The organism is Anaeromonas gelatinilytica (genome assembly GCF_016820635.1).
Taxonomy (GTDB): Bacteria; Bacillota; Clostridia; order Tissierellales; family SIT17; genus Anaeromonas; species Anaeromonas gelatinilytica.
Map to the genome: position 1 here is coordinate 1 of NZ_WSFU01000091.1, position 20,862 is coordinate 20,862.

Consider the following 20,862-nt stretch of genomic DNA (forward strand, 5'->3'; position numbering starts at 1 on the left):
AATATTCTTTATAAATCAACGGGCTATCGCCCAGAAAAATCTTTAAGTGCTAAACTTCTGAATGATTATAAAGTTCAAATTAAGATAATAAAATCATTTATCGAACTTGTATGAATTTTTGGTTTTTAATTTTATATTCCACATCACAATAATTAGCCACCAATTGACTATGGGTTGCGATAATAATAGATTGGTTTTTATCCATTAATAAAGATAATGCTTTAAGAACCTCTTGCTCTGAATCTTCATCTAATGCTCCTGTTGGTTCATCTGCAAGTATTAAATCAGGATTTTTAATAACAGCTCTTGCAATAGCTATTCGTTGACATTGTCCTCCTGATAATTGATTAGGAAATTTTCTTTGAAATTCAGTCAAGTTTAATAAATCCATTACAGATAATACTCTTCTATGTATCTCTTTTGCTTTTATCTTTTGGCAACGAAGTGGAAAAGCTATGTTATCAAAAATATTTCTGTCGGTTAGCAAATGATAATCTTGAGTTATTATGCCAATATGTTTCATGCGATAATTAGACATTTTTTCTCTATCTTTAGGTAACAATTTTCCTTTAAAAAAATATTCACCTGAATACTTTACATCTAATCCTGCAATTATACTTAATAAAGTAGATTTTCCCGAACCACTTCTTCCCATTAGTGCAACAGAATTATAATTTTTCATATCAAAATTTGCATCTAAAAATACTTGGCAACTATTTCCCTTAGAATATTTAAATTTTTTAGTTATACCGGATAAATAAATCATAATACTCCTCCTTACATAACTTTCTCTGTTGTTTCAATAAATATCTTCTTACAAGATAAATAGGAAACTATAAATATAAATAATGTTGCAAATAAAGTAAACAACAAAGCTGAAAAAGAAACTTTTTGAAGACAAACTATTAATATAATATTAGCAAAAATAAAAGCAAGAGGATAAGGAATACCAATATCACGCATATAAATTTTTCTATCCGAATAATAACCAATTAATCTATAAGTTTTATACACATCTATTCTTCGAGTTAGTATTATCCTTGCTATTCCATGCTGAATAAATACAACTAATATCAAAAGTAAAATCATACTAATATACAATAAATTTTTATTCTCATTAATAACTGAAACTATTTCACCATATCTCAATGAAAATTCAGGTAATCCAATAACAGAAAAAGGATGTGATGAGACGAAAATAGATTGTTGCTTTCTAACACAAGTGCATTTTGTATAAATTGAAAGTAATTCTCATAAATTATTAAAAGTAATATACATATAAGTATCAATATAAAAGGAATCATTTTTTTATATTTCATTTCGCCTCGTCCCCTCATCCTTAAAAAACATATCATTAAATCATTTATATGTTATTTTTTAGTACTATACCTAATAATTGTATAGTATAATATTTTAGTAAAATTATCAAACATCTTAATATATGATAAATCTTTTATATCACATAATTCTTAATAGTAAACTTCCATTAAATACAATGCATGACTTGGTGCTGTAATACCTGCCCTGTTTCTATCTTTAGCCTTCAAAATATCTAGAATATCTTCTTTAATCTTACCTCTTCCAATATCTATTAATGTTCCTGTAATTGCTCTTATCATATTATATAAAAAACCATTTCCCGAATATGTTATTTCAATTATTTTTCCCTTCTGTTCTATACTAATATCGTATATAGTTCTAACTTTATTTTCTTTATCTGTTTTCTTAGATGTAAATGAAGTAAAATCATATGTACCTATAAGTTTATTAATACTTTCAATTATCTTATTCATATCTAATTCATAAGGAACATGATATGAATAATCACTATATAATGGACTCCTTATTTTATCATGATATATTATATATTTATATTTCTTTCCTTTAGAATGATACCTTGCATGAAATTCAATATCTACTTCTTTTGATTCCACAATTGCTACATCTTTTGGAAGTACAGTATTCAATGCATTTCTTAAATTATTACCAGATATATTTGAATTAGTATAAAAATTAGCAACCTGTCCTAATGCATGTACTCCACCATCTGTTCTCCCAGACCCATTTAAGTCAACTTTTTCTTTTGTTATTTTATATATTGCTTCCTCTATAACTTCTTGAACTGTAATTTCTGAAGGTTGTCTTTGCCATCCCTTATAATTCTTCCCATTATATTCTATTATCAATTTAATATTTCTCATTCTAACACTTCCTTAGAAAATAATTATACCGGAGAATATTAATATCCCCGGTATTTTCTCAAAATCTATATGAAATATCTAAAAAATATTATTATAGCAAACATTAACAATGAAATACCTAAAGATAGATAATCTCTTTTTTCTAATGATAATACCTTCATTCTAGTCCTATTATCTCCACCTCTATAACATCTAGCTTCCATTGCCATAGCTAATTCATCTGCTCTTCTAAATGCACTTATAAACAAGGGAACTAATAATGGTACTAAACTCTTTGCTCTATTCATTATATTACCGCTTTCAAAATCTGCCCCTCTTGCCATTTGAGCCTTCATTATTTTGTCTGTTTCCTCTAATAAAGTGGGAATAAATCTCAAGGCAATTGTCATCATCATGGCAAGTTCATGAGCTGGTAATCCTACTTTTCTAAAAGGATTAAGTAATTTTTCTATGCCATCAGTTAATGCTATAGGTGAAGTAGTTAATGTTAATAACGAAGTACCTACTACAAGAAATACAAGTCTTAGAGCCATAAATGTTGCCTGTCTTAACCCTTCTTCAGTGATACTTATAGGTCCAATATTAAAAATCAATTTTCCTGGTGTAAGTATAGCATTAATAAAAAACGTTATTAATATAATTATAAATAGAGGTTTAAGTCCTTTAAGAATATATTTTAATGGTACTTTTGATAATACAATAGATATAAATATAAAAGCAATCACAAATAGATAGGGAGTAAAACTATCTACAAAAAATAAAGCTATTATAAATATTAAAGTTATCAATATTTTTATCCTAGGGTCTAATTTATGAATAATAGTATTCCCAGGAAAGTATTGTCCTATAGTTATATTTTTAAGCATTGTCATTACTCCTTAAATATTTTAGTAGTTCATTTTTAGCTTCATCCACTGTTAACACATCACTTTTTATATTTTTACCCCTATTGCTTAATTCTCTCATCAAGTATGTTATCTGTGGAATTCCTAATCCTATTTTCTCCAATTCATCCACTCTTTTAAATATCTCTCTAGGATGTCCTTGCATATTAACTTTTCCCTTATGCATAACTATAAGTTTATTCACAAGCTTAGCTATATCTTCCATGCTATGAGAAACTAATATTATTGTTATACTGTTTTTGTCATATAAGCTTTTAATTTGACCTAATATCTCATCTCTACCTCTAGGGTCCAATCCAGCAGTAGGTTCATCTAATATTAATATTTCTGGTTTCATAGCTAATACTCCTGCTATGGCAACTCTTCTTCGCTGCCCTCCACTTAACTCAAAGGGAGATCTATCCTTAACACTATTATAATCTAAACCAACTAAATTCATAGACTCCTTTACTCTTTCATCTACTTCTTCATCTTTTAAACCTAAATTTTTAGGTCCAAAGGCTATATCTTTATATATGGTTTCTTCAAATAATTGATGTTCAGGATATTGAAAAACCAATCCTACTTTCTGTCTTACAGTTTTTAATTTAATATCCTTTTTTGTTATTTCAGTATCTCCTATAAAAATTTTCCCAGATGTGGCTTTTAATAGCCCATTTAAATGTTGTACCAATGTAGATTTACCTGAACCTGTATGTCCTATTAATCCAACAAATTCTCCTTTATCTATTTCCAAATTTACATCATCTAAAGCTTTTATTTCAAATGGGCTTCCTGCACTATATATATGATTTAACCCTTCAATTTTTATTTTCATATTAATCTCACCATTTCTTCCACAGTTAATATATCTGAAGGTATTTCTATACCTTCATTTCTTAGTTTATAAGATAACTCAGTAACTTGAGGAATATCTAATCCATATTCCTTCATTTTTTCTACTTGACTAAATACTTCTTTTGGTGAACCTTGTAATACAATTTTACCTTCTTCCATAACTATAATTCTATCTGCATCCACTGCCTCATCCATATAATGTGTTATATGAACTATAGTTTTTCCTTCTTCTTTATTCAGTTTCTTTATAGTATTCATTACTTCTATTCTACCTGATGGATCAAGCATTGCAGTTGGTTCATCAAATATTACACATTCTGGATTCATGGCTAGTACTCCAGCAATAGCAATCCTTTGTTTTTGACCACCCGATAATAAATGTGGTGCATGCTCTTTATACTTAGTCATTTCTACTATTTCTAATGCTCTATCAACCCTTTTTCGTATCTCTTTTGGTTCTATCCCTTGATTTTCTGGTCCAAAGGCTACATCCTCTTCTACTATTGTAGCTACCAATTGATTATCAGGATTTTGAAATACCATACCTGCTGTCTGTCTAATATCCCAGAGTTTGTCTTCACTCTGTGTATCCATTCCATTTACATAAATATGTCCTTTACTAGGTAATAATAAAGCATTTATATGCTTAGCTAATGTGGATTTTCCTGAACCATTATGTCCCAATACTACTACAAATTCACCTTTTTCTATTTCTAGGCTAACATTATCTAATGCAATATTTGTCTGATTTTCATTATTAGTGTATTCATATGTTAAATTATCAATCTTTATCATTACATTATTCATTTTACTTTATCCTCTCTATCAACTAAAACTCTTATATTCTTGTTATTACTCCTTTTTTCTCACCTATTTAATTTTAGCATAGTAACATATCCAATTCAAATATTTATAAAATTTATTCTAAATAAAATAATTAAAGGGATTAAGTATATACTTAATCCCTTTAATTATCTATATTAATTCTATTATAACCATTTCTGAACCATCGCCTTTACGAGGTCCTAATTTCATGATTCTTGTATAGCCACCATTTCTATCTTCATACTTTGGCGCAATCTCTTCAAATAAATCCTTTACTACTGTTTCATCATATATAAATGCCATTGCTTGACGTCTAGCATGTAGGTCGCCTCTTTTCCCAAGAGTAATCATCTTTTCCGCCATTCTTCTTGTTTCTTTGGCCTTTGATACTGTAGTTTCAATTCTACTTTCTCTTAAAAGACTTGTTACTAAATTTCTTAACATAGCCTTTCTATGATCAGTAGTACGTCCAAGCTTTCTTAGTTTAGCCATCTCGTATCCCTCCTTTGGGCTAGAGTTATTTCTATTCTTCTGATTTCTTTAGTCCTAATCCTAAATCTATTAATTTATGTTCAACTTCTTCAAGTGATTTTTTACCTAAATTTCTCACTTTCATCATATCTTCTTCTGACTTATCTGTTAATTCTTCAACAGTATTTATACCTGCTCTCTTAAGACAATTATAAGATCTAACTGAAAGATCAAGTTCTTCAATAGTCATTTCTAAAACTTTTTCTTTCTTATCTTCTTCTTTCTCTACCATAATTTCTACATCACTTACATCATCAGTAAGAGTTATGAATAGATTTAGATGTTCACTAAATATTTTAGCACCTAGTGAAACTGCCTCATCAGGTTTTATTGTTCCATCAGTCCATACTTCTAGAGTAAGTTTCCCATAATCCGTTACTTGCCCTACCCTAGTATTTTCTGTACTGAAATTCACTTTTTTTACTGGAGTATATATAGAATCTATAGGTAATGTTCCTATTGATGAATCTTCTTTTTTATTTCTTTCTGCAGGAACATATCCTCTACCTTTCTCCATAATAAGCTCCATGTAAAGACTAGCCCCTTTATCTAAAGTTGCTATGTGTAAATCTTTATTTAATATTTCTACATCTCCACCAGTTTGAATATCACCAGCAGTTACTTTACCTTCACCTTCTACATCTATAACCAATTTTACAGGCTCATCTGTATGCATAATAGCTGCTATATCTTTAATATTAAGTGCTATTTCTGTTACATCTTCCACTACTCCAGGGATTGTAGAAAATTCATGTAATACTCCTTGTATCTGTACAGAGGAAACAGCAGCACCTGGAAGTGAAGAAAGTAAAATTCTTCTAAGTGAGTTACCTAAAGTTGTTGCATATCCTCTTTCTAAGGGTTCTATAACAAATTTACCATAGGTGTTATCCTCACTAATTTCAACTACTTCTATTTTTGGCTTTTCTATCTCTATCATTAACTTAACCCTCCCTATCAGTTTTTTATCTATTCTGAGGGCAACCAATTCTAATTATTATTATTTAGAATACCACTCTACTATTAAGTGCTCTTCAATTGGAAGTTCTATATCTTCTCTTGAAGGTTCAGCAACAACTTTACCTTTTAAATTCTCTGAATCAATGTCTAACCATTGTGGTACATTGCCCTGATGTCCTTCTACTAATTCCTTAAATTTTGGTGATTTTATGCTTTTCTCTTTAACTTCAATAACATCACCAGTACTTATTAAATAAGATGGAATATCAACTTTTCTTCCATTCACCATGAAATGTCCATGATTTACCAATTGTCTTGCTTCAGCTCTTGATGAAGCCAAGCCCAATCTAAATATAACATTGTCTAATCTAGTTTCTAATATTTTCAAGAAGTTTTCACCAGTAATACCTTCCATTTTATCAGCCATGTCAAAATACTTAACAAATTGCTTCTCTGAAACTCCATAGTATCTGCGTACTTTTTGTCTCTCTCTTAATTGAACTCCATAGTTTGATAATTTACTTCTACCTTGTCCGTGCTCTCCAGGAGCATAGTTTCTTTTTGAAACTGAACATTTGTCTGTAAAACATTTATCACCTTTTAGGTAAAGTTTTAAACCCTCCCTACGACATTGTCTACAAACTGGTCCTGTATATCTTGCCATACTTTTGCACCTCCTGTATCTACCTATTTATATTATACCCTTCTACGTTTAGGTGGTCTACAACCGTTGTGTGGTATAGGAGTAACATCCTTAATCAATGTTACCTCTAATCCAGTAGCCTGTAATGATCTGATTGCAGCCTCTCTACCTGATCCAGGTCCTTTTACATATACTTCTACAGTCTTTAATCCATGTTCCATAGCATTCTTAGCTGCTTCTTCTGCTGCCATTTGAGCTGCATATGGAGTTGACTTTTTAGACCCTCTAAAGCCAAGCTGACCAGAACTTGCCCATGATATGGAATTACCTTGCATGTCAGTTAATGTAACTATAGTATTGTTAAAAGTTGACTGAATATGGGCTTGGCCCCTCTCTATATTTTTACGTTGTCTTCTTTTTACACGACCTCTTTTTACAGTCTTTTTAGCCACTTATGAGTCCCTCCTTTATTTCTTTTTCTTCTTACTTGCTAGTTTCTTAGGACCTTTTCTAGTTCTTGCATTATTCTTAGTATTCTGTCCTCTTACTGGTAAACCTCTTCTATGTCTCATTCCTCTATAACTACCAATTTCTTTAAGTCTTTTAATATTCATAGCTGTTTCTCTTCTAAGGTCACCTTCAACCATTACATTATCTATTTCATTTCTCAATTTACTTATTTCTTCTTCAGTTAAATCTTTAACTCTTGTGTCTGGATTAATTCCAGTTGTTTCTAGTATTGAATTTGATTTAGATCTTCCTATACCATAGATATAAGTTAACCCTATTTCTACTCTTTTATCTCTTGGTAAATCTATACCCGCAATTCTGGCCATTTAAGTTTACACCTCCTAAACCTGTGTCTACAATTATATATTAACATAAAGCAGCCGCGCTCTAATTTATTAATTAAATAAATATTATACTACAAAATCCCAAATAAAACTAGGTTAAATATTAACCTTGTTTTTGTTTATGCTTAGGGTTTTCGCATATAACCATTACTTTACCTTTTCTCTTTATAATTTGGCATTTTTCGCACATCTTTTTAACTGATGGTCTTACTTTCATTGTAATCCCTCCTTGTTACTTCTTTCGCCACGTAATTCTTCCTCTTGATAAGTCATATGGTGACAATTCAACAGTAACTTTATCTCCTGGAAGTATTCTTATGAAATTCATTCTTAATTTACCTGAAATATGTGCTAATATTTCATGACCATTCTCTAACTCTACTTTAAACATTGCGTTTGGTAGAGTTTCAACAACAGTACCTTCTACTTCAATAACATCTTTTTTGGACATAAGGTTATATAACCTCCATTTCCTGGCATTAATTCTCTTTAATTAAAAGAAGCCAATAATTTTCTAACATAAGCATTGTTAAATTTTTCTTTAGCTTCAATCTTATTTTTTATTTCATCTAAAACTGCTTTTGTAGGCATTAAATGTTTTATTTTTTTCTTCTTTGGATTATCTAATCTTCTTAAATCTCCATCTACTATTAATACATACTTATCATCTAAAATATCTATTATAATAAATTTTTTACCGCTATCTCTACCTGCAATAGATTTTACAATCTGTCCAATCTTAATTTTTTCAGTAGTTTCCATATTATTCACCTCTAGACAATTGTTAAAATCTCTGGTTCTCCATCAGTGATAACTATAGTATTTTCATAATGGGCAGATAATTTATTATCTAAAGTCACTACTGTCCAATCATCTTCTAGAACTTTTACTTTAAAAGTTCCTTCGTTTACCATAGGCTCAATTGCAAGAACCATTCCCTTTCTCAATCTTGGACCCTTTCCTGGTGGTCCAAAGTGAGGAATTTGTGGATCTTCATGCATTTGTTGACCAATTCCATGGCCCACATAATCTCTTACAACTGAAAAACCATTAGATTCAACATGCTTTTGTATGGCATGGGATATATCTGAAAGCCTATGACCTTCTTTAGCATATTTAATACCTTCGAAGAAACTATCTCTAGTTACTTTAATTAAGTTATCAGCTTTTTCACTAATATCCCCCACCCCATGTGTTCTAGCGGCGTCTCCATAATAGCCATCAACTATAGTACCGATATCTATACTTATAATATCGCCATCATTTAATTTTTTTAATCCTGGTATCCCATGAACTACTTCATTATTAATAGAAGCACAAATACTACCTGGAAATCCATGATAACCTTTGAAAGCTGGTTTACTATTATATTTTGTTATAAACTCATATGCTGCTTCATCTAGTTCTTTTGTAGTAATTCCAGGTCTTATTAACTCTCTTATATATTCATGAGTTTCTGCTACAAGTTTACCTGCTCTTTTCATCTTTTCGATTTCTCTACTACTTTTCAAGATGATCATTAATTTTCACTCCCAAGAACTTCTACTATATCATCAAACACTTTATTTATATCATTATAGCCATCAATATTAGCTAATATAGCCTTCTCCTTATAATAATTTATAAGAGGAGCTGTTTGATTTTGATATACATCTATCCTTTTAGCTACTGTCTCCTCATTATCATCATCTCGTTGATACAATTGTCCTCCACACACATCACATTCACCTGATATTTTAGGTGGATTGAATTTTACATGATAAGTAGCTCCACAATTTTTACAAATTCTTCGTCCTACAGCTCTTTCTACTAAAATATCTTTAGATACCTCTATATTAATAATCTTATCTAGAGACCAACCAAGATTATTTAATTCAATATCTAAAGCTTCAGCTTGGGCTACTGTTCTTGGAAATCCATCAAGTAAGAAGCCTTTTTTACAATCATCTTCAGTTAATCTATCCTTAACTAGGTTAACAACTAATTCATCAGGAACTAATAAACCTTGATCCATGTATTCTTTTGCTTTTTTACCTAACTCTGTACCCTCTTTTATGTTTTTTCTGAAAATATCTCCAGTTGAAATATGGGGTACATTATATTTATTCATTATACCTGAAGCTTGGGTTCCTTTCCCAGCTCCAGGTGGTCCTAATAATATAAGTCTCAAACAAATCATCTCCTTCTGGAGTTATCTATTTTAAGAATCCTTTATAGTGTCTCATCATCATTTGTGACTCCATTTGTTTAACTGTTTCTAAAGCAACACCAACTACAATTAATAAGGCTGTTCCTCCAAAACCTATATTTAAATTACCAAATGAAGATATAATTGTTGGTAATGTAGCTATTAAAGCTAATGCCACTGCTCCAACTAATGTGATTCTTGTAATAACCCTGTTTAAATATTCTGATGTAGGTCTTCCAGGTCTAATACCAGGTATAAAACCTCCATTTTGTTTTAAATTATTTGCATACTCAACTGGATTAAATTGAATAGCTGTATAAAAATAAGTGAAGAAAATTATCAATATTACACTTAAAATTGAGTAAATCCATACTCCAGGGCTTCCGTGTGGTGAAAGCCACTTAGATATACCAGCTGCCCAACTTTCAAAGAAAAATGCTAATGTTTGTGGAAATGCTAATAGCGATGATGCAAAGATAACAGGAATAACTCCAGCCATCAATACCTTTATAGGTATATGTGTACTTTGCCCACCATACATTTTTCTTCCTACTACTCTTTTAGCATATTGAACGGGAATTTTTCTCTGTCCTTCTTGAATTGCTACAACACCTGCTATAACTACAACAGCTACAATTACAAATAGAATTAATTCTATTAAACTAACTGTTTTAGCTTTTAACCAAAGGTTTAATGCATTATATATTCCTGAAGGTATTCTAGATATAATACCTGTAAAAATTATTAAGGATATTCCATTACCTATACCATTTTCTGTAATTTGCTCTCCTAACCACATTAAGAAAGCTGTTCCTGCTGTAATTGTTATTACTACTACTGCTATAGGTAAAAATCCTGAGCCAATTATAGCTTCTTGGAATAATCCAACACTTATACCTATTGCTTGAACTAAAGCAAATACTACTGTTAAATATCTAGTATATTGTGCTATTTTCTTCTTCCCTGCTTCCCCTTCTTTAGCTAATGCTTCAAGTCGAGGTATTACAATAGTCAATAACTGAATTACAATTGATGCAGTAATATAAGGATAAATATTTAGAGCAAAGATCGTCATTTGTCCAAATGCCCCTCCACTCATCATATTAAATAATTCTAATACTCCTCCACCACTGCCTTCAAATAGTTGTTTAATTATATCTTTATTAATAAATGGTATTGGTATATTTGAACCTAATCTAAATATACCTAGCATTAATACAGTAAATAATATTTTTTTTCTTAAATCTGGAATTTTCCATGCATTTTTGAGAGTTGATAACAATTTAAATCACCTCTACCTTTCCCCCTACAGCCTCAATTTTTTCAGTAGCTGATTTACTGAACTTATGGGCTTTAATAGTTAGTTTTTTATTTAACTCACCATTTCCTAAGACTTTAACGCCATCTTGTATCTTTTTAATAACTCCAGTTTCTTTTAATAATTCTGGAGTTACCTCTGTTCCATCTTCGAATCTATTTAAATCTTTTAAATTTATTATAGTATATTCTTTAGCAAATATATTAGTGAAACCTCTTTTTGGTAACCTTCTGTAGATTGGCATTTGACCACCTTCAAATCCTGGTCTTACACCACCACCAGAACGAGAATTTTGTCCATTTTCTCCTCTACCTGATGTTTTACCTTGTCCTGTAGCTGTACCTCTACCAAGTCTCTTACGAGGTTTAGTGCTTCCACCTTTATTAGGTCTTAACTCATGTAGCTTCATAGTCGCACCTCCTTACATTAATTACTCAACAATTTCAACCATATGGTTTACTCTGTTTATCATACCTCTTATCTGTGCATTATCTTCATGCTCTACAACTTGCCCTATCTTTTTAAGCCCTAACGCTTCAACAGTGCTTCTTTGTTTTTGAGTCTTTCCTATTTTACTTTTAATTAACTTTATTTTAACTTTAGCCAAGGTTCTCGCCCCCTAACCTGTAATTTCTTCTATTGATTTTCCTCTTAATCTTGCAACTTCCTCTGAGGTTTTAAGTTCACTTAATCCTTGGATAACTGCATTTACCATGTTTCTTGGGTTACTTGTTCCTAAAGATTTAGTTCTTATATCTTTAACTCCTGCATGTTCTAATATATCACGTACAGGTCCACCAGCTATAACTCCTGTACCTTCTGGAGCTGGCTTAAGTAAAACATTACCTGCACCAAATCTTCCGATAACTTCATGTGGTATTGTAGTACCAACGATTGGTACTTCTATAAGGTGCTTTTTAGCATCCTCTATTGCTTTTCTTATAGCGTCTGGGATTTCTATAGCCTTGCTCATTCCAACACCAACATGACCATTTTCATCTCCTACTACTACTAATGCACTAAATCTAAAGTTTCTACCACCTTTTACAACTTTAGTTATACGATTTATATTAACCACTTTTTCTTTTAAATCTAATTCACTAGCATCAATGCGTCCACGTTGCATTTATTCCCCTCCTTCTTGTTAAAATTTAAGTCCACATTCTCTTGCTCCTTCAGCAAGTTCTTTTACTCTACCATGATAAATATATCCACCTCTATCAAAAACTACAGACTCAATATTTTTGTCTTTAGCTTTTTCAGCCACAAGTTTTCCTACTTCTCTTGCTGCTTCTTTATTAGATGTAGAATCTAATTTTTCCTTTAAATTTTTATCTAGAGTGGATGCTTGAATTAAAGTAACACCATTTATATCATCAATTATTTGAGCATATATATGATTTAAACTTCTATAGACATTTAATCTTGGCCTCTCAGGAGTTCCATGTACTTTATTTCTCATTCTACCATGTCTTTTTACTCTTTTTTCATTTTTTCTTACTTTATTAAGCACTCTTATTCACTCCTTTCCCTCTATTTAGCAGTTTTACCTTCTTTACGTCTTACTCTTTCACCTTTGTACCTTATACCTTTGCCTTTATATGGTTCAGGTTTTCTTAAGTCTCTTATAACTGCTGCATAATTTCCAACTTTTTGCTTATCTATACCTTTAACTATCACCTTAGTATTTGATGGTACTTCAGTTTCAATCCCTTCTGGGTCTTCCATTTCAACTGGATGTGAGAATCCTAAATTAAGAATTAGTTTCTTTCCTTGCTTTGCAGCACGATAACCAACTCCAACTATTTCTAAACTCTTTTCATATCCTTTAACAACACCTACGATCATATTGTCAATTAATGTTCTTGTAAGTCCATGAATAGATTTATGTTTTTTATTCTCAGTAGGACGAGAAACTGTAATTTCATTACCCTTTATTTCAATAGTCATATCTCTATCTAATTGTTGTTCTAGTTTTCCTTTTGGTCCTTTAACTACCATGTAGTTTTTGTCATCTAATTTAACCTCAACACCTGATGGTATCTCAATCGGTTTAAGACCTATTCTTGACATGATTGCACCTCCTCATAGATCTAGTAATAATCTATTACCATACGTAGCAGATTACTTCTCCACCTACGTCATTCTTTTTAGCTTCCTTATCAGTTAATATACCTTTTGATGTAGATAAAATTGATATACCTAGACCACCTAACACTCTTGGAATCTCATCTTTTTTAGCATATACTCTTAGTCCCGGTTTTGATATTCTTTTAAGTCCAGTTATAACTTTTTCATTATCTCTGGTATATTTAAGTTGAATTCTTATTATTCCTTGTTTACCATCTTCAATTACATCATAGCCCTTTATGAAACCCTCATTTAATAGTATTTCAGCTAGTGCTTTCTTGATGTTAGAAGCAGGAATATCTACATTTTCATGCTTTGCATTGTTAGCATTTCTTATTCTCGTTAACATATCTGCAATTGGATCTGTCATTGCCATTAGAGCTACCTCCTTCCACTCTCACTTATTCTCTACCAGCTTGCTTTTTTTACCCCTGGTATTTCTCCTTTATATGCTAATTCTCTAAAACATATACGGCATATTCCAAATTTTCTTAAATAACCATGAGGTCTTCCACATATTCTACATCTATTATAAGCCTGTGTACTATGTTTTGCTTTTCTTTGTTGTTTCACTTTCATAGCTTTCTTTGCCATTTAAATCCCTCCTTATTATTTTTTAAAGGGCATTCCCATTAGAGCTAAGAATTCTCTAGCTTGCTCATCGTTATTAGCTGTTGTTACTATGATTATATCCATTCCATTAATTCTATCTACTTTATCATAATCAATTTCTGGGAAGATTAATTGTTCTTTTATACCTAAAGCATAGTTACCTCTTCCATCAAAAGAAGTTTTTGAAACTCCTCTAAAGTCTCTAACTCTTGGTAATGCAACATTCATTAATTTATCTAAAAAATCATACATCATGTTTCCTCTTAAAGTAACTTTAGCTCCTACTGGCATACCTTCACGAATCTTGAAGTTAGAAACAGATTTCTTAGCTTTTGTTACCACAGGACTTTGACCTGTTATTGATTTAAGCTCTTCTATAGCAGTTTCTAAAGCCTTAGGATTATCTTTAGCTATACCCATCCCGATATTGATTACTATTTTATCTATCTTTGGTACTTCCATTACATTTTCATAGTTAAACTTCTCCACAAGGGCTGGTATTACTTCCTTTGTGTATTTATCTTTTAAACGTGATGTCATATAATTGACCTCCTTTCAAGAAACTCTAGTCGATTGCTTCCCCGCTTTTTTTACTTATTCTTATTTTTTCACCGTTCTCTAATGTCTTATATCCTACTCTCACAGCCTTATTATCTGCTTTACTCCAAATCATAACATTTGATACGTGAATTGGCCCTTCTTGATGAATTATTCCACCTTGTTGCATTTGGGCATTTGGCTTTTGATGCTTTGTAACCATATTTATACCTTCTACTAATACCCTGTCTTTCTTAGGCATCACTTTTAATATTTTTCCTTTTTTACCTTTATCTTTACCTGCTATAACTACAACAGTATCTCCTTTTTTTACATGCATTAGTTACACCTCCCTTTATAATACTTCAGGTGCTAGTGAGATTATTTTCATGAAGTTTCCGTCTCTTAACTCTCTTGTTACAGGACCAAAAATACGAGTTCCTACTGGCTGTTTATCGTCTTTGATTATAACAGCAGCATTCTCATCAAATCTGATGTAACTTCCGTCATCTCTTCTTAGACCTTTTGTAGTTCTCACTACTACCGCTTTTACAACCTCTCCCTTTTTAACAACACCTCCGGGTGTTGCTGTTTTAACAGAAGCAACTATTACATCTCCAACTTTCGCATACTTTCTTCTTGTACCACCTAAAACTTTTATACACAATAACTCCTTAGCTCCAGAATTATCTGCTACTTTTAAGCGTGATTCAACTTGAATCATATATTACCCTCCCTTCAGTTATGCAAGGATTATTTTGCTTTTTCCATTATTTCTACTAATCTCCATCTCTTTTGCTTACTTAATGGTCTAGTTTCCATGATTTTCACCTTGTCACCAATTCTACATTCATTATTCTCATCATGGGCTTTAAATTTTGTTGTTTTCTTAACTTGTTTACCGTAAAGCGGGTGAGAAATAAATGTCTCAACTCCAACTACTACTGTCTTATCCATCTTATCACTCAATACTTTACCTATTCTTACTTTTCTATTTGCTCTTTCCATTAATTAGCCCTCCTTTCATGGAACTATTAAGCTTTTGATTCTTTTAGTTCGCGTTCTCTAGTTACAGTCTTAACTCTTGCAATATCCTTTCTTATTGCTTTTATTCTCATAGGATTATCTAATTGTCCAGTAGCTAACTGGAATCTCAAGTTAAATAACTCTGATTTTAAATCAGCTAGCTTTGTATTTAATTCTTTAGTTGTCATATCACGTAGTTCACTAGCTTTCATTAGCTTCACCACCCTCATCACGAGTTACAAATTTACACTTAATAGGCAGTTTATGCATTGCCAATTTCATAGCCTCTCTAGCTAATTCTTCTGGCACTCCAGCCATTTCAAACATTATTCTTCCTGGCTTAACTACCGCTACCCAATATTCTGGTGAACCTTTACCTTTACCCATACGAGTCTCAGCAGGTTTCTTAGTTACTGGCTTATCAGGGAAGATTTTAATCCAAATCTTTCCTCCTCTTTTGACATGTCTTGTCATAGCCCTTCTTGCTGCCTCTATTTGATTTGATGTAATCCACGCTGCTTCTAAAGCCTGAATTCCATATTCTCCATATGATATAGTATTGCCTCGAGTTGCTTTACCTTTCATTCTTCCTCTATGTGTCTTACGATGCTTTACTCTTTTAGGCATTAACATGACCTATTCCTCCTTCCTCTGGATATTTATTACTTATTAAGTTTCTCCTCTGATTGTTCTCCTTTTGTAGGAAGAACTTCTCCTTTATATATCCAAACTTTAACTCCAATTTTTCCATAAGTTGTATCTGCTTCCGCAAAGCCATAATCAATATCGGCTCTTAATGTTTGTAGAGGTATAGTTCCCTCGCTATAACCTTCAGTTCTAGCCATATCAGCACCATTCAATCTTCCTGCTACAGATGTTTTAATACCTTTAGCACCACATCTCATAGTTCTTTGAATGCTTTGCTTCATCGCTCTTCTAAAGGATACCCTTCTTTCAATTTGTGATGCAATATTTTCTGCAACTAATTGGGCATCCATTTCTGGAACTTTTATTTCTTCTACATTAACAACTACTTTTTTATCAATCATTTTTTCTATTTCTTTTCTTAAACCTTCTACACCAGCTCCACCTTTACCTATAACCATCCCAGGCTTTGCAGTATATACATTAAGCTTAACTCTCTTTGCAGCTCTTTCAATTTCCACTTTAGATATTCCAGAAATAAACATCTTTTCTTTTACATATTTACGTATTTTATTATCTTCTACTAAATAATCGGCAAAGTTCTTAGAATCTGCATACCACTTTGAGTCCCAATCTTTAATAATTCCGACTCTTAAACCATGTGGATTAACTTTTTGACCCATTCATATCCCTCCTTTTCCTATTCTCTTTCTTTAACTACTACACCAATGTGACTAGTTCTTTTTCTAATTTGGAATGCTCTTCCTTGCGCTCTAGGTCTCCATCTTTTTAAAGTTGGCCCTTGATTTGCATATACTTCTGATATATATAAATCGTCTCTATCCATATCAAAATTATTTTCAGCATTTGCAACTGCTGACTTTAATACTTTTTCTAATTTATCTGCACCTTTTTTAGGAGTAAATTTTAATATAGCCAATGCTTCGTCTACATTTTTTCCCCTCACTAGATCAGCAACTACCTGAACTTTTCTAGGCGAAATTCGCACATGTTTAGCTATCGCTCTCGCTTCCATTTTACTTCCCTCCTCACATCAAAATACTTCTATACTATCTAAGTGCTGTTTTCTTTTCCGTTTCTCCATGTCCTCTAAATGTTCTAGTTGGTGCAAATTCACCTAATTTATGGCCAACCATATCTTCAGTAATATATACGGGTACATGTTTTCTACCATCATATACTGCTATAGTGTGTCCTATCATTTGAGGAAATATAGTTGAACGACGTGACCATGTCTTTATTACCTTTTTTTCATTTTTCTCATTTAATTCTTCAACCTTTTTCATTAAATGATCATCTGCAAAAGGTCCTTTCTTTAATGATCTACCCATTAAAGTGCCTCCTTTCAACTGGTATTATCTATCTATGCTATTATTTCTTTCTCTTTCTTACTATAAACTTATCAGACTTTTTATTTTTCTTACGAGTCTTATAACCAAGTGTAGGTTTACCCCAAGGTGTTACTGGAGATGGTCTTCCTATAGGAGCTCTACCTTCACCACCACCATGTGGGTGATCGTTAGGATTCATAACACTACCTCTTACTGTAGGTCTAATTCCCATATGTCTCTTTCTACCAGCTTTACCTATTGTAATATTTTCATGATCAATATTACCTACTTGACCTATTGTAGCTCTACACTCTAACCTTACCATTCTAACCTCTCCTGATGGTAACTTAACTTGTGCATAATTTCCTTCTTTAGCAGTTAATTGAGCTGAATTACCAGCTGATCTTACTAACTGACCACCTTTGCCTGCCTTAAGTTCTATGTTGTGAATCGTTGTACCTACTGGTATAAACTTAAGTGGCAATGCATTACCTATCTTAATATCTACACCTTCTCCTGATTCTATTTTATCCCCAACTTTTAATTTATTAGGAGCTAAAATGTATCTTTTCTCTCCATCTGCATAATGGATTAATGCAATATTTGCTGATCTATTTGGATCATACTCTATAGCTGCTACTTTACCAGATACACCATCTTTATTTCTCTTGAAGTCTATTATTCTGTATTTTCTTTTAGCTCCGCCGCCTTTATGACGAGTAGTTATCTTACCGTGAGCATTTCTTCCGGCCTTCTTTTGTAATGGAGCTAGAAGTGACTTTTCAGGCTCTGCCTTTGTAATTTCTTCAAAAGTAGAAACGGTCATTTGTCTTAAGGCTGGTGAAGTAGGTCTGAACTTTTTAATACCCATTACGTTTCCCTCCTTCTTACTTACTATATATTACATTCCTTCGAAGAATTCAATTCCTTTACTATCTTCTGTTAATGTTACCACAGCTTTCTTCCAGCTTGGTCTTCTTCCGATATTCCTTCCCATTCTTTTTAGCTTACCAGTAAAATTCATTGTGTTTACCTTGCTAACTTTAACGTCGAATACCTTTTCTATTGCTGTTTTAATTTCAGTTTTATTGGCTTTCTTATCCACTACAAAGGTGTATTTACCTTCAGCCATATCATTCATACTTTGTTCTGTAATTATAGGTTTTCTTATAATATCGTGTGGATTACGCATTATGCATACACCTCCTCCACTTTTTTAGCAGCATCTTTAGTTATAATAAATGTATCATAATTTAATATGTCATAAACATTTAAAGTATTAACTAATGTAGTAGATACTCCAGGAATATTCCTTGCTGATTTTATAACATTATCATCTTTTTCATCCATAACTATCAACGCTTTTTTGCTTGAATTTAAATTCTTTAATATATTTCCCATTTCTTTTGTTTTTGGTTGTTCCATTTTAAGTTCATCAACTACAATTAACTCATTTTCTAAAACTTTTGAACTTAAAGCAGATTTCATAGCTAACCTTCTAACTTTCTTTGGTAAAGTATAACTATAGTCTCTTGGTTTTGGTGCAAATGCTACTCCTCCACCAACCCAATGAGGCGCTCTAATACTTCCCTGACGAGCTCTACCTGTTCCTTTTTGTCTCCAAGGCTTTCTTCCTCCGCCTCTAACTTCAGCTCTAGTCTTAACTGATTGAGTTCCTTGTCTTTTGTTAGCTAATTGATTTTTAACAACTTCATATAATACATGCTGATTAACCTCAACACCAAATATGCTATCCTTTAATTCAATATCATCAATTTGTTCACCTGATAGATTGTATAAAGCTACTTTAGGCATTTCATATCCTCCCTTCTATGAAACTTATTTGGAAGCTTTTACGCTTTCTTTTATTCTTAATAATCCACCTTTTGGTCCAGGTATTGCACCTTTAACCAATAATAGATTCTTGTCTGCATCAACTTTTACTACTTCTAAATTCTGTATTGTAACTTTTTTATGTCCCATATGTCCAGGAAGTTTCTTCCCTTTAAATACTCTTGATGGGTCAGATGATCCTCCCATTGAACCAGGTCTTCTATGGTATTTAGAACCATGAGTTTCAGGACCTCTTGATTGTCCGTGTCTCTTTATAACCCCTTGGAACCCTTTACCTTTAGAAATCCCACTTACATCAACTTTATCACCTACTTCAAACATATCAGCCTTTAATTCTTGACCTACTTCATATTCATTCTCACCATCAACCTTAAATTCTGTTAAATGTTTTTTGAACGAAACTTGAGCCTTATTAAAATGTCCTTGTTTAGGCTTATTTACTTTTTTCTCCTTAATTTCATCATAACCTATTTGGACAGCATCATAACCATCAACTTCTGTAGTTTTAATTTGCACTACATTCATAGGTCCAGCTTCCACTACAGTTACAGGAACCACATTTCCATCTTCTGTGAAAATTTGTGTCATTCCTATTTTCTTACCTAATATTCCTTTCATCAAATACACCTCCTATTTTCTTACAGCGGATTACTATTACAAGCAATCATTCTAAGTAAGAGTGTATTGCTTTTAAATGAAACTTCATCTATAAGCAAACTTATCTCATTACTTTCAATTATAATTTAATTTCGATATCAACACCTGCTGGTAAATTAAGTCTCATCAATGCATCAACAGTGTTTGGTGTTGGACTTGTAATATCGATTAATCTCTTATGAGTCCTTTGTTCAAACTGCTCTCTAGAATCCTTATACTTATGAACAGCTCTTAAAATTGTAATAACTTGTTTTTCTGTAGGTAATGGTACTGGTCCTGAAACCTTGGCACCTGTTCTCTTTGCAGTCTCTACAATTTTTTCAGCTGAAGCATCTAGAATTTTGTGATCAAAAGCCTTCAATCTGATTCTTATTTTTTGTTTTCCACTAGCATTTTTTGCCATTTACGATTCCCTCCTTCTATCGCATGTTTATTTACATACGACAGGGTTTTGCCGATACACTCATCCGGGTGTTTTTTATTGTTTAAAGGACAAATGATACAAAGCAAAGCCTGCCGCCCAATTTGAAAATTGGACATTCTCAGCAAAAATTTCCTGTACAACACAGCTACCTTTTGCTTCATCGCATGTCAATCGCATACCATAATATTGTAACTTAAAACTGATTAAAACACAAGGGTTTATTTGAATTTTTTATAATTTTTTAATATGAAATTAAAAGAAGGGTCTCCCCTTCTTTTAATTTCATTATGTCAATACTACTCTATTATCTCAGTAACTACTCCAGATCCTACAGTTCTTCCACCTTCACGAATAGAGAATCTT

39 protein-coding genes are annotated in these 20,862 nt (G+C 32.0%); all 39 read right to left on the reverse strand.

Annotated elements, in window-relative coordinates; translation table 11 throughout:
- Positions 1 to 97 precede the first annotated feature (97 nt).
- A complete protein-coding gene (locus tag GOQ29_RS07785) occupies positions 98 to 766 on the reverse strand; it encodes an ABC transporter ATP-binding protein (RefSeq protein ID WP_203372090.1) in 669 nt (222 codons plus the stop codon).
- A gap of 11 nt (positions 767 to 777) precedes the next feature.
- Positions 778 to 1,149, reverse strand: a complete 372-nt coding sequence (locus tag GOQ29_RS07790; protein ID WP_203372091.1) for a hypothetical protein — start codon at positions 1,147 to 1,149, stop codon at positions 778 to 780.
- 320 nt (positions 1,150 to 1,469) lie between these two features.
- Positions 1,470 to 2,201 (reverse strand): tRNA pseudouridine(38-40) synthase TruA, encoded by a 732-nt coding sequence (gene truA / locus GOQ29_RS07795; RefSeq protein WP_203372092.1) that lies wholly within the window; start codon positions 2,199 to 2,201, stop codon positions 1,470 to 1,472.
- A 65-nt stretch (positions 2,202 to 2,266) separates the two neighbouring features.
- The gene (locus tag GOQ29_RS07800) at positions 2,267 to 3,067 is read right to left on the reverse strand and encodes an energy-coupling factor transporter transmembrane component T family protein (RefSeq protein ID WP_203372093.1); all 801 of its coding nucleotides are present in this window, start codon (positions 3,065 to 3,067) and stop codon (positions 2,267 to 2,269) included.
- Complete coding sequence (locus GOQ29_RS07805) at positions 3,060 to 3,923, reverse strand: energy-coupling factor transporter ATPase (RefSeq protein ID WP_203372094.1); 864 nt, start codon at positions 3,921 to 3,923, stop codon at positions 3,060 to 3,062. Before GOQ29_RS07805 ends, GOQ29_RS07800 begins: the two co-directional genes overlap by 8 nt.
- Positions 3,920 to 4,738 carry an energy-coupling factor transporter ATPase gene (locus GOQ29_RS07810; protein ID WP_484477070.1) on the reverse strand — a complete coding sequence of 273 codons (819 nt, stop codon included), beginning with the start codon at positions 4,736 to 4,738 and terminating at the stop codon, positions 3,920 to 3,922. The genes GOQ29_RS07805 and GOQ29_RS07810 overlap by 4 nt, the downstream gene beginning before the upstream one ends.
- A gap of 180 nt (positions 4,739 to 4,918) precedes the next feature.
- Positions 4,919 to 5,260 (reverse strand): 50S ribosomal protein L17, encoded by a 342-nt coding sequence (rplQ, locus tag GOQ29_RS07815; protein ID WP_203372096.1) that lies wholly within the window; start codon positions 5,258 to 5,260, stop codon positions 4,919 to 4,921.
- A 31-nt stretch (positions 5,261 to 5,291) separates the two neighbouring features.
- On the reverse strand, positions 5,292 to 6,239 hold the full coding sequence (locus GOQ29_RS07820) for a DNA-directed RNA polymerase subunit alpha (protein ID WP_203372097.1): 948 nt from the start codon (positions 6,237 to 6,239) through the stop codon (positions 5,292 to 5,294).
- Between the two features lie 60 nt (positions 6,240 to 6,299).
- A complete protein-coding gene (gene rpsD / locus GOQ29_RS07825) occupies positions 6,300 to 6,923 on the reverse strand; it encodes a 30S ribosomal protein S4 (RefSeq protein ID WP_203372098.1) in 624 nt (207 codons plus the stop codon).
- A gap of 32 nt (positions 6,924 to 6,955) precedes the next feature.
- On the reverse strand, positions 6,956 to 7,354 hold the full coding sequence (gene rpsK, locus GOQ29_RS07830) for a 30S ribosomal protein S11 (RefSeq protein ID WP_203372099.1): 399 nt from the start codon (positions 7,352 to 7,354) through the stop codon (positions 6,956 to 6,958).
- Between the two features lie 15 nt (positions 7,355 to 7,369).
- Entirely contained in the window at positions 7,370 to 7,738 is a 369-nt protein-coding gene (rpsM, locus tag GOQ29_RS07835) for a 30S ribosomal protein S13 (protein WP_203372100.1), read from the reverse strand.
- Between the two features lie 121 nt (positions 7,739 to 7,859).
- The gene (rpmJ, locus tag GOQ29_RS07840) at positions 7,860 to 7,973 is read right to left on the reverse strand and encodes a 50S ribosomal protein L36 (RefSeq protein WP_203372101.1); all 114 of its coding nucleotides are present in this window, start codon (positions 7,971 to 7,973) and stop codon (positions 7,860 to 7,862) included.
- A gap of 15 nt (positions 7,974 to 7,988) precedes the next feature.
- A complete protein-coding gene (gene infA / locus GOQ29_RS07845) occupies positions 7,989 to 8,207 on the reverse strand; it encodes a translation initiation factor IF-1 (protein WP_203372102.1) in 219 nt (72 codons plus the stop codon).
- 38 nt (positions 8,208 to 8,245) lie between these two features.
- Positions 8,246 to 8,518 carry a KOW domain-containing RNA-binding protein gene (locus tag GOQ29_RS07850; protein WP_203372103.1) on the reverse strand — a complete coding sequence of 91 codons (273 nt, stop codon included), beginning with the start codon at positions 8,516 to 8,518 and terminating at the stop codon, positions 8,246 to 8,248.
- Positions 8,519 to 8,529: 11 nt separating this feature from the next.
- Positions 8,530 to 9,276 carry a type I methionyl aminopeptidase gene (gene map / locus GOQ29_RS07855; protein ID WP_203372104.1) on the reverse strand — a complete coding sequence of 249 codons (747 nt, stop codon included), beginning with the start codon at positions 9,274 to 9,276 and terminating at the stop codon, positions 8,530 to 8,532.
- On the reverse strand, positions 9,276 to 9,926 hold the full coding sequence (locus GOQ29_RS07860; protein WP_203372105.1) for an adenylate kinase: 651 nt from the start codon (positions 9,924 to 9,926) through the stop codon (positions 9,276 to 9,278). Before GOQ29_RS07860 ends, map begins: the two co-directional genes overlap by 1 nt.
- Before the next feature lie 25 nt (positions 9,927 to 9,951).
- Entirely contained in the window at positions 9,952 to 11,226 is a 1,275-nt protein-coding gene (gene secY / locus GOQ29_RS07865) for a preprotein translocase subunit SecY (RefSeq protein WP_203372106.1), read from the reverse strand.
- A 1-nt stretch (position 11,227) separates the two neighbouring features.
- Positions 11,228 to 11,671 (reverse strand): 50S ribosomal protein L15, encoded by a 444-nt coding sequence (rplO, locus tag GOQ29_RS07870; protein WP_203372107.1) that lies wholly within the window; start codon positions 11,669 to 11,671, stop codon positions 11,228 to 11,230.
- A 21-nt stretch (positions 11,672 to 11,692) separates the two neighbouring features.
- Complete coding sequence (rpmD, locus tag GOQ29_RS07875) at positions 11,693 to 11,869, reverse strand: 50S ribosomal protein L30 (protein ID WP_203372108.1); 177 nt, start codon at positions 11,867 to 11,869, stop codon at positions 11,693 to 11,695.
- A 12-nt stretch (positions 11,870 to 11,881) separates the two neighbouring features.
- The gene (gene rpsE, locus GOQ29_RS07880) at positions 11,882 to 12,388 is read right to left on the reverse strand and encodes a 30S ribosomal protein S5 (RefSeq protein ID WP_203372109.1); all 507 of its coding nucleotides are present in this window, start codon (positions 12,386 to 12,388) and stop codon (positions 11,882 to 11,884) included.
- Between the two features lie 18 nt (positions 12,389 to 12,406).
- Positions 12,407 to 12,775 carry a 50S ribosomal protein L18 gene (gene rplR, locus GOQ29_RS07885; RefSeq protein WP_203372110.1) on the reverse strand — a complete coding sequence of 123 codons (369 nt, stop codon included), beginning with the start codon at positions 12,773 to 12,775 and terminating at the stop codon, positions 12,407 to 12,409.
- Between the two features lie 20 nt (positions 12,776 to 12,795).
- Positions 12,796 to 13,335: a 50S ribosomal protein L6 gene (gene rplF, locus GOQ29_RS07890; protein ID WP_203372111.1), complete on the reverse strand. Its 540-nt coding sequence runs from the start codon at positions 13,333 to 13,335 to the stop codon at positions 12,796 to 12,798.
- 34 nt (positions 13,336 to 13,369) lie between these two features.
- A complete protein-coding gene (gene rpsH, locus GOQ29_RS07895; RefSeq protein ID WP_203372112.1) occupies positions 13,370 to 13,768 on the reverse strand; it encodes a 30S ribosomal protein S8 in 399 nt (132 codons plus the stop codon).
- Between the two features lie 32 nt (positions 13,769 to 13,800).
- The gene (locus GOQ29_RS07900; RefSeq protein ID WP_203372113.1) at positions 13,801 to 13,986 is read right to left on the reverse strand and encodes a type Z 30S ribosomal protein S14; all 186 of its coding nucleotides are present in this window, start codon (positions 13,984 to 13,986) and stop codon (positions 13,801 to 13,803) included.
- Between the two features lie 15 nt (positions 13,987 to 14,001).
- Positions 14,002 to 14,544 (reverse strand): 50S ribosomal protein L5, encoded by a 543-nt coding sequence (rplE, locus tag GOQ29_RS07905; RefSeq protein ID WP_203372114.1) that lies wholly within the window; start codon positions 14,542 to 14,544, stop codon positions 14,002 to 14,004.
- Positions 14,545 to 14,569: 25 nt separating this feature from the next.
- Positions 14,570 to 14,881 (reverse strand): 50S ribosomal protein L24, encoded by a 312-nt coding sequence (gene rplX, locus GOQ29_RS07910; RefSeq protein ID WP_203372115.1) that lies wholly within the window; start codon positions 14,879 to 14,881, stop codon positions 14,570 to 14,572.
- A gap of 15 nt (positions 14,882 to 14,896) precedes the next feature.
- The gene (gene rplN / locus GOQ29_RS07915) at positions 14,897 to 15,265 is read right to left on the reverse strand and encodes a 50S ribosomal protein L14 (protein ID WP_203372116.1); all 369 of its coding nucleotides are present in this window, start codon (positions 15,263 to 15,265) and stop codon (positions 14,897 to 14,899) included.
- 29 nt (positions 15,266 to 15,294) lie between these two features.
- Complete coding sequence (rpsQ, locus tag GOQ29_RS07920; RefSeq protein ID WP_203372117.1) at positions 15,295 to 15,549, reverse strand: 30S ribosomal protein S17; 255 nt, start codon at positions 15,547 to 15,549, stop codon at positions 15,295 to 15,297.
- A 26-nt stretch (positions 15,550 to 15,575) separates the two neighbouring features.
- On the reverse strand, positions 15,576 to 15,779 hold the full coding sequence (rpmC, locus tag GOQ29_RS07925) for a 50S ribosomal protein L29 (RefSeq protein ID WP_203372118.1): 204 nt from the start codon (positions 15,777 to 15,779) through the stop codon (positions 15,576 to 15,578).
- Positions 15,769 to 16,200, reverse strand: a complete 432-nt coding sequence (gene rplP / locus GOQ29_RS07930) for a 50S ribosomal protein L16 (RefSeq protein WP_203372119.1) — start codon at positions 16,198 to 16,200, stop codon at positions 15,769 to 15,771. Before rplP ends, rpmC begins: the two co-directional genes overlap by 11 nt.
- Positions 16,201 to 16,229: 29 nt before the next feature.
- A complete protein-coding gene (gene rpsC, locus GOQ29_RS07935) occupies positions 16,230 to 16,895 on the reverse strand; it encodes a 30S ribosomal protein S3 (RefSeq protein ID WP_203372120.1) in 666 nt (221 codons plus the stop codon).
- Positions 16,896 to 16,912: 17 nt separating this feature from the next.
- The gene (rplV, locus tag GOQ29_RS07940; RefSeq protein WP_203372121.1) at positions 16,913 to 17,248 is read right to left on the reverse strand and encodes a 50S ribosomal protein L22; all 336 of its coding nucleotides are present in this window, start codon (positions 17,246 to 17,248) and stop codon (positions 16,913 to 16,915) included.
- A 34-nt stretch (positions 17,249 to 17,282) separates the two neighbouring features.
- Entirely contained in the window at positions 17,283 to 17,564 is a 282-nt protein-coding gene (rpsS, locus tag GOQ29_RS07945; protein ID WP_203372122.1) for a 30S ribosomal protein S19, read from the reverse strand.
- 40 nt (positions 17,565 to 17,604) lie between these two features.
- Positions 17,605 to 18,435 carry a 50S ribosomal protein L2 gene (rplB, locus tag GOQ29_RS07950; protein WP_203372123.1) on the reverse strand — a complete coding sequence of 277 codons (831 nt, stop codon included), beginning with the start codon at positions 18,433 to 18,435 and terminating at the stop codon, positions 17,605 to 17,607.
- A gap of 30 nt (positions 18,436 to 18,465) precedes the next feature.
- Entirely contained in the window at positions 18,466 to 18,756 is a 291-nt protein-coding gene (gene rplW, locus GOQ29_RS07955; protein ID WP_203372124.1) for a 50S ribosomal protein L23, read from the reverse strand.
- Positions 18,756 to 19,379, reverse strand: coding sequence for a 50S ribosomal protein L4 (gene rplD / locus GOQ29_RS07960; RefSeq protein WP_203372125.1), 624 nt, complete (start codon positions 19,377 to 19,379; stop codon positions 18,756 to 18,758). Before rplD ends, rplW begins: the two co-directional genes overlap by 1 nt.
- 24 nt (positions 19,380 to 19,403) lie before the next feature.
- Positions 19,404 to 20,036 (reverse strand): 50S ribosomal protein L3, encoded by a 633-nt coding sequence (gene rplC / locus GOQ29_RS07965; RefSeq protein ID WP_213018395.1) that lies wholly within the window; start codon positions 20,034 to 20,036, stop codon positions 19,404 to 19,406.
- Positions 20,037 to 20,154: 118 nt separating this feature from the next.
- The gene (gene rpsJ, locus GOQ29_RS07970) at positions 20,155 to 20,478 is read right to left on the reverse strand and encodes a 30S ribosomal protein S10 (RefSeq protein ID WP_203372127.1); all 324 of its coding nucleotides are present in this window, start codon (positions 20,476 to 20,478) and stop codon (positions 20,155 to 20,157) included.
- A gap of 317 nt (positions 20,479 to 20,795) precedes the next feature.
- Positions 20,796 to 20,862 (reverse strand): EF-Tu C-terminal domain-related protein (locus tag GOQ29_RS15020; RefSeq protein ID WP_484477042.1); only part of this gene is annotated, 67 nt, incomplete at its 5' end.

Excerpts from the sequence above, each read along its gene's own strand:
- GOQ29_RS07900 (WP_203372113.1), bottom strand. The coding sequence starts at position 13,986 with ATGGCAAAGAAAGCTATGAAAGTGAAACAACAAAGAAAAGCAAAACAT.
- rplV (WP_203372121.1), bottom strand. The coding sequence starts at position 17,248 with ATGGAAGCGAGAGCGATAGCTAAACATGTGCGAATTTCGCCTAGAAAA.
- rplP (WP_203372119.1), bottom strand. The coding sequence starts at position 16,200 with ATGTTAATGCCTAAAAGAGTAAAGCATCGTAAGACACATAGAGGAAGA.
- rplW (WP_203372124.1), bottom strand. The coding sequence starts at position 18,756 with ATGCGTAATCCACACGATATTATAAGAAAACCTATAATTACAGAACAA.
- rpsH (WP_203372112.1), bottom strand. The coding sequence starts at position 13,768 with ATGGCAATGACAGATCCAATTGCAGATATGTTAACGAGAATAAGAAAT.
- rplE (WP_203372114.1), bottom strand. The coding sequence starts at position 14,544 with ATGACATCACGTTTAAAAGATAAATACACAAAGGAAGTAATACCAGCC.
- rpsC (WP_203372120.1), bottom strand. The coding sequence starts at position 16,895 with ATGGGTCAAAAAGTTAATCCACATGGTTTAAGAGTCGGAATTATTAAA.
- map (WP_203372104.1), bottom strand. The coding sequence starts at position 9,276 with ATGATCATCTTGAAAAGTAGTAGAGAAATCGAAAAGATGAAAAGAGCA.
- rplF (WP_203372111.1), bottom strand. The coding sequence starts at position 13,335 with ATGTCAAGAATAGGTCTTAAACCGATTGAGATACCATCAGGTGTTGAG.
- infA (WP_203372102.1), bottom strand. The coding sequence starts at position 8,207 with ATGTCCAAAAAAGATGTTATTGAAGTAGAAGGTACTGTTGTTGAAACT.
- rplQ (WP_203372096.1), bottom strand. The coding sequence starts at position 5,260 with ATGGCTAAACTAAGAAAGCTTGGACGTACTACTGATCATAGAAAGGCT.
- rpsD (WP_203372098.1), bottom strand. The coding sequence starts at position 6,923 with ATGGCAAGATATACAGGACCAGTTTGTAGACAATGTCGTAGGGAGGGT.
- GOQ29_RS07850 (WP_203372103.1), bottom strand. The coding sequence starts at position 8,518 with ATGGAAACTACTGAAAAAATTAAGATTGGACAGATTGTAAAATCTATT.
- rplN (WP_203372116.1), bottom strand. The coding sequence starts at position 15,265 with ATGATTCAAGTTGAATCACGCTTAAAAGTAGCAGATAATTCTGGAGCT.
- GOQ29_RS07820 (WP_203372097.1), bottom strand. The coding sequence starts at position 6,239 with ATGATAGAGATAGAAAAGCCAAAAATAGAAGTAGTTGAAATTAGTGAG.
- GOQ29_RS07785 (WP_203372090.1), bottom strand. The coding sequence starts at position 766 with ATGATTTATTTATCCGGTATAACTAAAAAATTTAAATATTCTAAGGGA.
- rplD (WP_203372125.1), bottom strand. The coding sequence starts at position 19,379 with ATGCCTAAAGTAGCTTTATACAATCTATCAGGTGAACAAATTGATGAT.
- GOQ29_RS07810 (WP_484477070.1), bottom strand. The coding sequence starts at position 4,738 with ATGATAAAGATTGATAATTTAACATATGAATACACTAATAATGAAAAT.
- rpmJ (WP_203372101.1), bottom strand. The coding sequence starts at position 7,973 with ATGAAAGTAAGACCATCAGTTAAAAAGATGTGCGAAAAATGCCAAATT.
- rpmC (WP_203372118.1), bottom strand. The coding sequence starts at position 15,779 with ATGAAAGCTAGTGAACTACGTGATATGACAACTAAAGAATTAAATACA.
- rpsM (WP_203372100.1), bottom strand. The coding sequence starts at position 7,738 with ATGGCCAGAATTGCGGGTATAGATTTACCAAGAGATAAAAGAGTAGAA.
- rplB (WP_203372123.1), bottom strand. The coding sequence starts at position 18,435 with ATGGGTATTAAAAAGTTCAGACCTACTTCACCAGCCTTAAGACAAATG.
- GOQ29_RS07805 (WP_203372094.1), bottom strand. The coding sequence starts at position 3,923 with ATGAAAATAAAAATTGAAGGGTTAAATCATATATATAGTGCAGGAAGC.
- truA (WP_203372092.1), bottom strand. The coding sequence starts at position 2,201 with ATGAGAAATATTAAATTGATAATAGAATATAATGGGAAGAATTATAAG.
- rplC (WP_213018395.1), bottom strand. The coding sequence starts at position 20,036 with ATGAAAGGAATATTAGGTAAGAAAATAGGAATGACACAAATTTTCACA.
- rplO (WP_203372107.1), bottom strand. The coding sequence starts at position 11,671 with ATGAAGCTACATGAGTTAAGACCTAATAAAGGTGGAAGCACTAAACCT.
- rpsQ (WP_203372117.1), bottom strand. The coding sequence starts at position 15,549 with ATGGAAAGAGCAAATAGAAAAGTAAGAATAGGTAAAGTATTGAGTGAT.
- rpsJ (WP_203372127.1), bottom strand. The coding sequence starts at position 20,478 with ATGGCAAAAAATGCTAGTGGAAAACAAAAAATAAGAATCAGATTGAAG.
- rpsS (WP_203372122.1), bottom strand. The coding sequence starts at position 17,564 with ATGGGTAGATCATTAAAGAAAGGACCTTTTGCAGATGATCATTTAATG.
- rplX (WP_203372115.1), bottom strand. The coding sequence starts at position 14,881 with ATGCATGTAAAAAAAGGAGATACTGTTGTAGTTATAGCAGGTAAAGAT.
- GOQ29_RS07800 (WP_203372093.1), bottom strand. The coding sequence starts at position 3,067 with ATGCTTAAAAATATAACTATAGGACAATACTTTCCTGGGAATACTATT.
- rpsE (WP_203372109.1), bottom strand. The coding sequence starts at position 12,388 with ATGCAACGTGGACGCATTGATGCTAGTGAATTAGATTTAAAAGAAAAA.